The sequence below is a fragment of the Streptomyces mobaraensis genome, from assembly GCF_020099395.1.
Classification (GTDB): Bacteria; Actinomycetota; Actinomycetes; order Streptomycetales; family Streptomycetaceae; genus Streptomyces.
Genome location: NZ_CP083590.1, coordinates 7,254,229 through 7,266,101, shown reverse-complemented (window position 1 = coordinate 7,266,101; position 11,873 = coordinate 7,254,229). Strand labels below are relative to the sequence as shown.

General features: G+C 73.9%; 10 protein-coding genes. 3 read left to right on the top strand and 7 right to left on the bottom strand.

Features of this window, described 5'->3' with window-relative positions:
• Positions 1 to 4: 4 nt before the first annotated feature.
• The gene (locus tag K7I03_RS31955; protein ID WP_185945463.1) at positions 5 to 541 is read right to left on the bottom strand and encodes a DUF6328 family protein; all 537 of its coding nucleotides are present in this window, start codon (positions 539 to 541) and stop codon (positions 5 to 7) included.
• Positions 542 to 754: 213 nt separating this feature from the next.
• Between K7I03_RS31955 and K7I03_RS31950 the strand changes: the two genes are divergently transcribed.
• Entirely contained in the window at positions 755 to 910 is a 156-nt protein-coding gene (locus tag K7I03_RS31950) for a hypothetical protein (protein ID WP_004955622.1), read from the top strand.
• A gap of 52 nt (positions 911 to 962) precedes the next feature.
• Here the strand turns inward: K7I03_RS31950 and K7I03_RS31945 are convergent, their stop codons facing one another.
• Together K7I03_RS31945 and K7I03_RS31940 are read right to left on the bottom strand one after the other, a co-directional pair.
• Positions 963 to 1,643: an HAD family hydrolase gene (locus tag K7I03_RS31945; RefSeq protein WP_185945464.1), complete on the bottom strand. Its 681-nt coding sequence runs from the start codon at positions 1,641 to 1,643 to the stop codon at positions 963 to 965.
• Positions 1,640 to 2,845 (bottom strand): zinc-dependent alcohol dehydrogenase, encoded by a 1,206-nt coding sequence (locus tag K7I03_RS31940; protein WP_185945465.1) that lies wholly within the window; start codon positions 2,843 to 2,845, stop codon positions 1,640 to 1,642. Before K7I03_RS31940 ends, K7I03_RS31945 begins: the two co-directional genes overlap by 4 nt.
• Before the next feature lie 184 nt (positions 2,846 to 3,029).
• Here K7I03_RS31940 and K7I03_RS31935 point away from each other — a divergent pair, with 184 nt between their 5' ends.
• Complete coding sequence (locus K7I03_RS31935; RefSeq protein ID WP_185945466.1) at positions 3,030 to 4,595, top strand: FAD-dependent oxidoreductase; 1,566 nt, start codon at positions 3,030 to 3,032, stop codon at positions 4,593 to 4,595.
• Between the two features lie 272 nt (positions 4,596 to 4,867).
• Positions 4,868 to 5,845 (top strand): glycosyltransferase family 2 protein, encoded by a 978-nt coding sequence (locus K7I03_RS31930; protein WP_224347321.1) that lies wholly within the window; start codon positions 4,868 to 4,870, stop codon positions 5,843 to 5,845.
• Between the two features lie 66 nt (positions 5,846 to 5,911).
• On the opposite strand, the gene K7I03_RS31925 is transcribed toward K7I03_RS31930, so the two are convergent.
• The 4 genes from K7I03_RS31925 to K7I03_RS31910 form a co-directional block, all read right to left on the bottom strand.
• A complete protein-coding gene (locus K7I03_RS31925; RefSeq protein ID WP_313772169.1) occupies positions 5,912 to 7,189 on the bottom strand; it encodes a serine hydrolase domain-containing protein in 1,278 nt (425 codons plus the stop codon).
• Positions 7,190 to 7,311: 122 nt separating this feature from the next.
• A complete protein-coding gene (locus K7I03_RS31920; RefSeq protein ID WP_185944725.1) occupies positions 7,312 to 8,091 on the bottom strand; it encodes an SDR family NAD(P)-dependent oxidoreductase in 780 nt (259 codons plus the stop codon).
• A gap of 57 nt (positions 8,092 to 8,148) precedes the next feature.
• Entirely contained in the window at positions 8,149 to 10,536 is a 2,388-nt protein-coding gene (locus K7I03_RS31915; protein ID WP_185944726.1) for a glycoside hydrolase family 65 protein, read from the bottom strand.
• Entirely contained in the window at positions 10,533 to 11,288 is a 756-nt protein-coding gene (locus tag K7I03_RS31910; protein ID WP_185944727.1) for an HAD family hydrolase, read from the bottom strand. The genes K7I03_RS31915 and K7I03_RS31910 overlap by 4 nt, the downstream gene beginning before the upstream one ends.
• Between the last annotated feature and the right edge of the window lie 585 nt (positions 11,289 to 11,873).

Below are 11,873 nucleotides of genomic sequence, written 5' to 3'. Positions count from 1 at the left end.
GGCGTCACTTGCGGGCGCGGTAGCGGAACAGCGCCCAGCAGGGCAGGGCGAACCAGCAGAAGACGAACCACACGACGAGCCCGGCGACCACCCACGGCACCGCCGGGCCGCGCAGGGCGACCCGGAGGATGAGCAGCAGCGCCGAGGCCACGGTGGCGAGCAGGAGCACCAGGCCGACGACGGTGAGCCGGGACACCCACACCACCGTCTCGGGCTTCAGCCGCCGGCCGGTGACGATCCGGTGGAAGGAGACGGGCCCGACCAGGGCGCCGGTGGTGGCGGCCCCGAGCACCACCGTGACGACGTAGATGGTGCGGTCGGTCGGGGCGAGGGCGGTGAAGCGCGGGGTGAAGGCGACGGTCAGCAGGAAGCCGAAGAGGATCTGCACACCGGTCTGGGCGACGCGCACCTCCTGGAGGAGTTCGGTCCAGCGCCGGTCGGCGCGCTCCTCCGGCGTCTCATGGCGCCCCTTGACCTGGTGCCGCGCGGTCTCGTCCGCCCCCTTCCGCGCGCGGTCGTCGCGTTCTCCGGGCGTGGGCATGGGGCGTCCTCCTCTGGCCGGGGCGGGTACCCCCGCGCGCACCCGGCCATGCACGCCCCGGGGCGGCGCCGGGGCCCCCGCCGACGGGAGGACGGGCTCCCGGTCGCCGGAATCCGGGGGCAGACGACCAGGACAAAACGGATCAGGCGGAGGACACTGGAGGTGCACAGGCCGTCCCCATGGCGGGTGGGCGACCGACAGGAGGTGATCACTGTGGTGCCGCTGCTCCTGGTCCTGATCCTCGCGATCATTCTCTTCGGCGCGGGTTTCGCAGTGAAGATTTTGTGGTGGATCGCGCTGGCCGTGCTGGTCATCTGGCTGCTCGGCTTCCTCGTCCGCTCCGGCGGAGGCCGGTGGTACCGCTGGTAGCGCGGGCCCGCGCCCGGCGAACCGCCGGGCGCGGGTCACCGGTCGCGCGTGCTCAGGCCTTCTCCAGACGGGCGAAGGGGCTGCCGTCCAGCCCCGCCAGCAGGTCGGCGGGGTCGCGGTAGACCGCGACCGCACCGGCCTCCTCCAGTTCGGCGCGCGCGATGCCGCCGGACAGCAGGGCGACGCAGTCCACTCCGGCCTTGCGCGCCGCGTGGACGTCCCAGACGGTGTCGCCGAGGAACAGCGCGCGTCCGGGCTCCGTCCCGGCCTGTTCCAGGGCCTGCCGTACGGGGTCGGGGGCGGGCTTGCTCGCCTCGACGTCGTCGGCGCTGGTCGCGGCCAGGATCGCGTCGTCCGCCCCGATCGCCTCCCGCAGCGCGGCCAGTTCGGAGCCCTGGGCGGAGGTGGCGAGGACGACGCGCCAGCCGCGCCCGGCGAGGGTCCGCACCAGCTCCCGGGCGCCCTCGACGACCGGCAGCCGTTCGAACCAGGTGGCGTAGAGGGTCTTGTGCGCGGCGCTGACGCCTTCGTCGGCGTCGCGGTCGCGGTCCTCGCCCAGCAGCCGGTCGAGGAGCCGGCCTGAGCCCATCCCGATGGTGTGGTGGATGTCCATCATCGCGACCCGGTGCCCGGCCTGGCGGAGCGCCTCGAACCAGCAGACGGTGTGCAGGTAGTTGGTGTCGACGAGGGTGCCGTCGACGTCGAGGAGGGCCGCGAGCGGCCGGCCGGTCACGCGGCGGCCCCGGGCTTCAGCAGGGTCTTGACCATGCCGTCCTCCTTGGCCTGGAACATCCGGTAGGCGTTCGGGCCCTCCTCGAGCGGCAGCGTGTGGGTGGCGAACCCCTCGACGCCCAGCGGGTCGGCGTCGTCGAGCAGCGGCAGGATGTCGTCCACCCAGCGGCGGACGTTGGCCTGCCCCATGCGCAGCTGGATCTGCTTGTCGAACATGGTCATCATCGGCATCGGGTCGAGCATCCCGCCGTAGACGCCGGAGAGGGAGACGGTTCCGCCGCGCCGCACCGCCTCGACCGCCGTGTGCAGCGCCGACAGCCGGTCCACGCCCGCGCGTTCCATCAGCTTCCGCGCCCACGTGTCCGGCAGCATGCCGACGAGCTGGTGGGCCGTCTTCCCCGCCGGCGCGCCGTGCGCCTCCATGCCGACGGCGTCGATGACGGCGTCGGTCCCGCGCCCCTGGGTGAGGTCCCGGATGGCGGTGACGACGTCGTCGCCGGGCTCGGTGTGGGCGCGCAGGTCGAGGACGGTCACGCCGCGGGCGGCGGCCCGGGCCAGCCGCTCGGGCACGAGATCGACGCCGATGACCAGGCTCGCGCCGCGGTGCAGGGCGATCCGGGCACACATGTCGCCGATCGGCCCGAGGCCGAGCACGGTGACGGTGCCGCCGGGCGGGATCGCCGCGTACTCGACGGCCTGCCAGGCCGTGGGCAGGACGTCGGAGAGGTAGACGTACCGCTCGTCGGGCGGCCCGTCCGGAACCCTGACCGGCAGCGTGTTGCCGAACGGGACCCGCAGGAACTCGGCCTGCCCGCCGGGCACCTGGCCGTAGAGCTTGCTGTAGCCGAACAGGGCGGCGCCCATGCCGCGCTCGCGCACCTGGGTGGTCTCGCACTGCGACTGCAGGCCCTGGTCGCACATGTGGCAGGCGCCGCAGGAGACGTTGAAGGGCACCACGACCCGGTCGCCGGGCGCGACGGCGGTGACGTCCGGGCCGGTCTCCTCCACGACGCCCATCGCCTCGTGGCCGAGGATGTCGCCCGGGTCCAGGAACGGTCCGAGGACCTCGTACAGATGGAGGTCCGATCCGCAGATGCCGGTGGAGGTGACGCGGACGATGACGTCCGTGGGCTCCTCCAGCCGGGGATCGGGGACCGTCTCCACCCGGACGTCCCGCTTTCCGTGCCAGGTCAGGGCCCGCATGCCGTCTCCCTCGTGCCGCTTCTCGTCGCTCCGCGCCTGTCGCCCCGGCTCCGGGGGGCCGGATTCCGGATCCCGGGTTCCCCGGCGGCGTCCGCCGAAACCGGGGCGCGGACGGGTCGGCCGAACGGACGAACCGCGGACGCGGGCCCGGGTACGTCCGCCGCGCGGGGGAATCCGTTCCTCCATGGCGCACCCTTCCGGCCCCTCCGGCCCGCTCCTGCACGGTGAACCCGAGTCGTACTGGCTGTCCACCGCTCCCGCCTCCCCGGACTCCGCCTACCCCCCGCTCACCGGCACCGGGACCGACGTCGACGTGGCCGTGATCGGCGGCGGCGTCGCCGGGCTCAGCACCGCGTGGGAACTGGCGCGCGCCGGACGGTCCGTGGCCGTCCTGGAGGCGGACCGGATCGCCGCCGGGGTGACGGGCCACACCACCGCCAAGGTCACCGCCCTGCACGGCCTCGTCTACGCCCGGCTGCGGCGCACCCGCGGCCCGGAGGGCGCGCGGCTGTACGCGCGGTCGCAGAGCGAGGCGGTCGAGCGCGTCGCGGAGGTGGCGGCGCTGCTGGGGGCCGACTGCGAGCTGGAACGCCGGCCGGCCTTCACCTACATCACCCGCCCGGAGGGGCGCGGCGAGATCCGCGAGGAGGTCAACGCCGCGGCCCAGGCCGGGCTCGACGCGACGTACGTGGAGCGGACCGGACTGCCCTACCGGGTGGAGGCGGCCGTACGCCTCGACGACCAGCTCCAGTTCCACCCGCGCAAATACCTGCTCGCCCTCGCCCGGGACCTGGTCGCGCACGGCGGCGCCCTCCACGAGCACACCCGGGTCACCGGCCTGGACGAGGGCACGCCCTGCCGGGTGACGACCGCGGACGGCGCCGTGCTCACCGCCCGGGACGTCGTGGTCGCCACCCACTACCCGGTCTTCGACCGGGCCCTGCTCTTCGCCCGGCTCTCACCGCGCCGGGAACTGGTGGTCACCGGCACCCTGCCCGCCGACCAGGACCCGGGCGGGATGTACATCACCTCCGAGGGCGGTACGCGGTCCGTCCGCAGCGCGCCGCACGAGGACGGGCGGCGACTGCTCATCGTCACCGGGGAGAGCTTCAAGCCCGGCACCGCCGACGTCGCCGCCCGCTTCGAGCGGCTGGCCGGCTGGGCCCGCGAACGCTTCCCCGCCCTCGTGTTCGACCGGCACTGGGCGACCCAGGACAACGACTCCACCGACACCGTCCCCCTGGTCGGCGCCTTCCACCCGCGCGCCCACCACACCTGGGTCGCCACCGGTTTCGGCGGCTGGGGCATGAGCGGCGGCGTCATGGCGGGCCGGCTGCTCACCGAACTGATCGACGGCCGGCGCCCGCCATGGGCCGACCTCTACGACCCGCGCCGGCTCTGGACCCAGGTCCGCGAGGCCCCCGCCTTCCTCCGGCACCAGGCCGAGGTCGCCCGCCACTTCGTCGGCGACCGGCTCCGGCCGGGCGGCGCGGACGCCGTCGCCGGCATCGCCCCCGGAACCGGCGAGGTCGTGCGCGTCAACGGCCGGCACTGCGCGGTGTACCGCGACGAGGACGGCACCGCGCACGCGGTGTCCGCCCGCTGTACGCATCTGGGCTGCCTGGTCGCCTTCAACGCGGCGGAGCGGGCGTGGGAATGCCCCTGCCACGGCTCGCGGTTCGCGCCCGACGGGTCGGTGCTTCAGGGGCCGGCGGTGCGGGCGCTGGAGCGGCGGGAGGTCGGGGGGTGAGGTTGCCCCGGTCCCGCCCTTTCGCCGTTTCTTGCGGGGCTCCGCCCCGCACCCCGAAGCGCGCTGCGCGCGCTGTCCTCAAACTCCCCCAGAGGGGGCACCCCCAACGGGCTGATTTCAGCCCGTTGGGGGTGCCCCCTCTGGGGGAGTTTGAGGACGAGCGGCGAAGCCGCGACAAGCGGGGTCTGGGGCGCAGCCCCAGGAAGCGGTGAAGGGGCGGGTCCGGGGCAACCCCACCGTTTGCACCCCCGCGCAACGGTTACCCAGGAGCCGTGCCCCCCGCCCCCACCCCCCGCGTAGGCGTCGTCATCATCACCCGCAACCGGCGGCCCCACCTCCTACGCACCCTCCACCACCTCACCGAACTCCCCGAGCACCCCCCGATCATCGTCGTCGACAACGGTTCCCACGATGGCACCCCCGCCGCCGTGCGCGACCTGCATCCACAGGTCCGTCTCCTGGAGACGGGCCGCAACCTCGGCGCCGTGGGCCGCAACATCGGCGCGGCAGCCCTGGACACGCCCTACATCGCGTTCGCGGACGACGACTCCTGGTGGGAGCCCGGCTCCCTCGCCGCGGCGGCCGAGTTGTTCGACACCCACGCGCGCCTCGCGCTGATCGCCGCCACCATCCGGGTGGGCCCCGAAGGCCGGCCCGATCCCGTCAACCGCGTCCTCGCGGCCTCCCCTCTGGGCCGGGCGCCCGACCTGCCCGGTCCCTCCATCCTCGGTTTCCTCGCCTGCTCGGCCGTCGTACGACGGGAGCCCTTCCTCGAAGCGGGCGGCTTCGACCCGCTGCTGCACTTCGCGGGCGAGGAGAACCTGCTCGCCCTCGAACTGGCCCGGCGGGGCTGGGGGCTGGTCCACTGCCCCGCCCTCGTCGCCCGGCACGTCCCCGACCCGGCGCCGCGTGCCGGCCGGCCGGCACGGGTGCGGCGCAACGAGCTGCTGACGGCCTGGCTGGTCCGCCCCCTGCCGTACGCCCTCTCCCGCACCTGGTCGCTGGCGCGGGACTGCCCCGGCGACCGGGAGGCCCGGCGCGCGCTGGCCGGGGTCCTGCGCCGGCTCCCCGCCGCCCTGGCCCGCCGACGCCCCCTGCCGCCGGCCGTCGAACGCGGCGCGCGGCTCGTCGAGCGCGCTCCCTGTCCGGCGCCGCAAGCCACTGCGACCGGTCCGGCCGCGCCCGCCTGCCGGGGCGGCCCGCCACCGCCGACCGTCACGGCCCGCCGCGCGCACGAGGAGGAACCGTGACCGCTCCCCGCACCACCACCGTCGTCGTCATCACCCGCGCCCGCCGCTACGTCGGCTGAGCCGCCGCTAGCTCCTCTTCCCCTTGGTGGCCGCGTCCGCTATGCGGAGGGTCATCTTCATCTGGGACTGGTCGCGGTGGGTGGGGTTGAAGGAGTACACGAGCCGACGCTGCTGATCGCGGGTGGCGACCATCGCCGAGTTGTAGCCGTACCGCTCCCCGGTCTTGCCCCAGAACGTCACGCCGTTCACCGTGACCGTCTGCAGTCCGGCGCCGTAGCGGGCCGGAGTGCCGTCCACCATGCGCACGTTCCCGGACGGCAGGGTGAACATCTTCTCCAGCTGGGCCGCGGGCAGCAGCCGGCCGGAGAAGAGCGCGGAGAGGAAGCGGTCCAGGTCCCCGGTGGTGGAGATCATCTCCCCCTCGCCCCAGGCTTCCGTCTGGTCGTACACCGTGGCGTCCCGGAGAGTGCCGTCGGACATCGCCAAGTAGCCGTGCACGTGCGGCCCGTGGATCGTGAGGTCCTTGCCGGGCACGGACGTCCGGGTGAGGTGGAGGGGGCGGATGATCCGCTTGCCTATCTCGTCCCCGTAGGCGTGGCCGGTCACCTTCTCGATCACCATGGCGGCCAGCACATAATTGATTCCCCTGTATTCCTGCTTGGTACCCGGGGCGAATTTCATCGTCCCGTGGCTCACCAGTGACACCATCTGCCGCGGCGTCCACCGGTCGTAGCGGTGCTGGAGGACCTTCTCGGGGGTGGAGACGTCGGGGGTGCCCTTCTCCGCCGGCAGGCCGCTGGTGTGGTTCAGCAAGTGGGTGATCGTGATCGGCGGGAAGCCGGCGGGCAGCACACCGGGCAGGTAGCGCTGGACGGGGGCGTCGAGGTCCACCTTGTGCTCCGCGGCCAGTTGCAGCACGACGGTGGCGACGAAGACCTTGGTGATGCTGCCGATCCGGAACGCGTCGTCCTGCCGTACGGGACGCTTCGTCCGGAGGTCCGCGACGCCCGACGTGCCGTACCAGCGCCCGGCCGAGCCGTCGACTCTCACCTGCGCGGCCGTGGCCTGCGGGTCGCCGAGGTTCGCGATGGCCGCGCGGAGGGCCTGGGTGTCCAGCGGCGGCATCGCCTGCCCCCGGGCGGGGGCGGAGGCGGGGGTCGAGGCGGCGCCCGTGTCGGCCACGGCCAGCGCGGCCGGTGCTCCCACGGTCAGGAGCAGCGAACCGGCCAGCGCGGCCCCGGCGAGGGCCCGGCGGCGGCGCCGGGAAGCGGAAGGCGCGGACGCGCCCGGGGAAGAGGAAGTGTGCGTCGAAGAGGAAGTGTGCGTCGGAGAAGAGGAATTCATGTGCCCCATGCTTCTCCGCCGGCACCGCCCCCGGCATCCGGGCCTTCCCCCACATCACCCCTGACGCCACCCTGAGAAAATCCGACGCCCCCTCAGGGTCGCCCCTTCGGAGGCGACGCCGCTCAGTGCACCGAGAACCCTCCGTCCACGAACACCGACTGCCCCGTCACATACGCCGACGCCCGGCTCGCCAGGAAGACCACCGCCCCCGCGAAGTCCTCGGCGACCCCGTTCCGCCCGGTGAGGGTGCGGGCGGCGAGCGCGGCGACCTTCTCCGGGTCGGAGGAGAGGCGTGCGTTGAGCGGGGTCATGACGAAGCCGGGGACGAGGGTGTTGCAGGTGACGCCGTACGGCGACCAGGCCTCGGCCTGGGAGCGGGCGAGGGACTCCAGGGCGCCCTTGGAGACGCCGTACGCGCCGCTCTGCACGAACGCCCGGTGCGCCTGCTGCGAGGTGACGTGGATGATCCGCCCGTATCCGCGCTCGGCCATGCCGGGCCCGAACCGCTGCCCGAGCAGGAAGGGGGCCTCCAGGTTGACGGACAGGGTGGCGTCCCACACGTCGTCCCCCAGCTCGCCCATCGGCGGACGCAGGTTGACGCCCGCGCTGTTGACGAGGATGTCGGGCTCGCCGAACGCCCGGGCGGCCTCCTCGGCGGCGGCGCGGACGCCGTTCCGGGTGCCGAGGTCGGCGCTGACCCGCGCCGCCCGGCCGCCGTGTGCCGCTATCTCGCGGACGGTGTCGTCGAGTTCGGCTTCCCTGCGGGCCACTACGACGACGCTCGCCCCGGCCCGGGCGAGGGCCACCGCCATCGCCCGGCCGATGCCGGAGCTGCCGCCCGTGACGACAGCGACCCGCCCGTGCAGCGAGAACAGGTCGGAGAGGTAGTCGGTTGCGCTCATGGCCGCACCCTAGGGTGCGGCGCAATGGTCACACCACCCTCAACAACCCTACCCGCCTCACCGATATCCCGGAGCCGCCTCCGACTCGGCGTGGGCGACCGCCCGGCGCCGCGCCGGGCTGCGGCCCGCGGGCTGTTCCGGCGCGGGCCGGGCCGGCAGCTTCGGCACCTCGCGGGACTCCGACGCGGTGGGCGTCACCGTCAGCCGCTCGCCGCAGTGCCACACGTCCAGGGCCTCCCCTTCCAGGAGGGTGTACGTGGCCGTGGTGCCCGTGATCTCCACCCGCAGCCTGCGCCCCCTGACCTGGAGGGTGAAGGCGAGCCTGCCGAGCTGTTCGGGCAGCCGGGGCGCGAAGGCGAGCGCGTCGCCGTGGTCGCGCATCCCGCCGAACCCCATGACCAGGGCGAACCAGGTGCCGGCGAGGGAGGCGATGTGTATCCCGTCGCGAGTGTTCCCCTCCAGGTCGGAGAGGTCCATCATGGCCGCCTCGCCCAGGTAGTCGTAGGCGAGCCGCATGTGGCCCACCTCGGCGGCCATGACCGCCTGCCCGCAGGCGGAGAGCGAGGAGTCGCGGACGGTCAGCGCCTCGTAGTAGGCGAAGTTGCGCGCCTTCTGCTCGTCGGTGAAGGCGTCGCCGCGCAGACACATGGCGAGGACGAGGTCCGCCTGTTTGACGACCTGCTTGCGGTAGAGGTCGAAGTAGGGGAAGTGCAGCATCAGCGGGTACTGGTCCTCGCCCGTCCGCGCGAAGTCCCACATCTGGTGGCCGGTGAACCCCGCCGACTGTTCGTGGACCCCCAGTTCCTCGTTGTACGGCAGGGTCATCCGATGGGCCGCGTCGCGCCAGGCGGCGGTCTCCTCGTCGTCGACGCCGAGGGTGCCGGCCGTGTCGGGGTGGCGTTCGGCGGCGTTCGCCGCCGCGCGCAGGTTCTGCTGCGCCATCAGGTTGGTGTACAGGTTGTCGTCGCAGACGGCGCTGTACTCGTCGGGGCCGGTCACCCCGTCGATGTGGAAGTCGCCGTGGTGGTCGTGGTGGCCCAGCGACCGCCAGAGCCGGGCGGTCTCGACGAGCAGCGGCAGCCCGATCTCCCGCTCGAAGTCCTCGTCGTCGGTGGCGGAGACGTACCGCACCACCGCGTCCGCGATGTCGGCGTTGACGTGGAACGCGGCCGTGCCGGCCGGCCAGTAGGCCGAGCACTCGTCGCCGTTGATGGTCCGCCAGGGGAACGCGGCGCCGCGCAGCCCCAGTTGGCGGGCGCGTTCCTGGGCGGCGGGCATGGTGCTGTGGCGCCAGCGCAGCGCCTGTTCGACGGCCTGGGGGGCGGTGTAGGTGAGCGCCGGGAGGACGAAGGACTCGGTGTCCCAGAAGCAGTGGCCGTCGTAGCCGGGTCCGGTGAGGCCCTTGGCGGGCAGGGCGCGGGCCTCGCCGCGGGCGCCCGCCTGGAGGACGTGGAACAGGGCGAACCGGACGGCCTGCTGGATCTCGGCGTCCCCGTCCACCTCGACGTCGGCGCGGGCCCAGAAGTGGTCGAGGTAGGTGCGCTGCTCCTGGAGCAGCCCGCGCCAGCCGGTGCTGGTGGCGCCGGCGAGCGCGGCGTCCACCTGGTCGTGCAGGGCGGAGACGGAGCGGACGGCCGACCAGCCGTGGGAGACGAACTTCTCCACCCGCAGCCGCTGTCCCGAGCCGAGCCGCGCGGCCACGGTGAGCCGGCTGAGGTTCTCGCTGCTCTCCGACGACATCTCGGTCTTCTCGGGCCCGTCGACGACGTGGTCCGCCGAGACGGCGACCTTCAGGTCGCTGCGGGCGGTGCGGTGCAGCAGCCGCAGCCGGGAGCCGTGGGCGGCGGCCTGCTCCGGCACGAGCGGGTCCTTGAGCTGGGACGCCGTCCGCGGGTCGCCGCCGAGGTCAGGCATCTCCTCATTGGCCACCAGCTCCGACTGGACGACGATCCGCACGTCGCCGTCGAGGGGTTCCACCTCGAACGCCACCGCCGCCACCGCGCGCTGGGTGAAGGAGACCAGCCGGGTGGAGCGGACGCGGACGCTCCGGCCGCTGGGCGACGTCCACTCGGCGGTGCGGTGCAGCAGGCCGGTGCGGAAGTCCAGCACCCGTTCGTGCCGGTGCAGCCGGCCGTAGCGGAGGTCGAACGGCTCGTCGTCGACGAGCAGCCGGATCACCTTGCCGTTGGTGACGTTGATGACCGTCTGGCCGGATTCCGGATAGCCGTAGCCGGCCTCGGCGTAGGGCAGCGGGCGGAACTCGAAGACGCCGTTGAGGTAGCTGCCCGGCAGCCCGTGCGGCTCGCCCTCGTCCAGGTTGCCGCGCCAGCCGATGTGGCCGTTGGACAGCGCGAAGACCGACTCGCTCTGCGAGAGCACCCCCAGGTTGAGCTCGGTCTCGCGGAGGCACCAGGGCTCGACGAGAAAGGCCGGATGAGTGATCACGCTGTCTCCCCCAGATGATCCGAAAGAAGGTCCGAAAGGTCGTCCACGACGACGTCCGCGCCGTGTTGGCGCAGCGCGTCGGCCTGGTCCGCCCGGTTGACGCCCACGACGTGGCCGAACTTCCCGGAGCGCCCGGCCTCCATGCCGGCCAGGGCGTCCTCGAAGACCGCGGCCTCGGCCGGGGCCACGCCGAGCGCCTCGGCGGCGGCGAGGAAGGTGTCGGGATGCGGTTTGCCCGGCAGGTGCCGTTCGGTGGCGACCAGGCCGTCGATCCGCACCTCAAACAGGTCCTCGATGCCCGCCGCGACGAGGACGTCGCGGCAGTTGGCGCTGGACGAGACGACGGCCCGGCGCAGCCCGGCCGCCCGGACGGCCTCGACGTACCGCACCGAGCCCGGGTAGGGCTGGACGCCCTCCTTCTTGATCTTCGCCAGGACCAGGGCGTTCTTGCGGTTGCCGAGACCGTGCACGGTCTCCCGGTCCGGCGGGTCGTCGTCGCTCCCCTCGGGGAGGGTGATGTCGCGCGAGGCCAGGAAGGTCCGGACGCCGTCGGCCCTGGGCATGCCGTCGACGTACGCGTCGTAGTCGGCGACCTTGTCGAACGGCCGGAAGTCCGGCCCGTCGCGCTGGGCGAGGAAGGCGTCGAACATCTCCTTCCAGGCCGCAGCGTGGACGGTCGCCGTCCGGGTGAGGACACCGTCCAGGTCGAACAGGCAGGCGCGGACGGTGGCGGGCAGGCCGAGAGCGGTCACGGTGTTTCCCCTTTCCCTGGTCGCGGCACCGCCTGCCCACGGAGGGGGCGAATCACTCGTTCGCCCGCACGGGGCGACGGTCCCGTCGAGGCGGTCTGCCCGGCCGGGGGGCCGTTGACGCCCGGTGCGGCGGGGCCGGTCGCTCGCGCGGGCGTATCCGGGTCCGCGCACGTCCCCACGCCCTGCCGGGCGGACAACCCCACGAGCGCCGGCCCGCGCCCGGCTCCCCGCACAGCGGTACGGCGGCTCCGTTCCCGCCCGGGTCCGCACACGCCCACGAGGCGCCCCGGCCGCCGGCGGTCCGCGCGAGGCTGCCCTCACCAGTGCTCTCCCACACGGCCGTGCGCCATCCGGCCGCACCGCCCGGCACCGGCGGCCCGCCTCTCCCCGCCGCCGCGGCGGATCGGCGAGGCTGGGCGCCGGCGCCGGCCGTCGGCGGGGTGGCGACCCACGGTGCGCATCCGGGCCGCCCGGCCGGGTACGCGGAGCCGGTACCGAGAAGATCCCAGGGAAGACCCCCAGGAAAGGTCCCCAGGGAAGATCCCAGACATCCCCGCGCGCCCTCCCCGAGGGCCGAGCGCGGAG

Bases quoted from the DNA above. Each gene is read 5' to 3' on its own strand.
- K7I03_RS31940 (WP_185945465.1), bottom strand. From the start codon at position 2,845: ATGCGGGCCCTGACCTGGCACGGAAAGCGGGACGTCCGGGTGGAGACG.
- K7I03_RS31935 (WP_185945466.1), top strand. From the start codon at position 3,030: ATGGCGCACCCTTCCGGCCCCTCCGGCCCGCTCCTGCACGGTGAACCC.
- K7I03_RS31920 (WP_185944725.1), bottom strand. From the start codon at position 8,091: ATGAGCGCAACCGACTACCTCTCCGACCTGTTCTCGCTGCACGGGCGG.
- K7I03_RS31925 (WP_313772169.1), bottom strand. From the start codon at position 7,189: ATGAATTCCTCTTCTCCGACGCACACTTCCTCTTCGACGCACACTTCC.
- K7I03_RS31955 (WP_185945463.1), bottom strand. From the start codon at position 541: ATGCCCACGCCCGGAGAACGCGACGACCGCGCGCGGAAGGGGGCGGAC.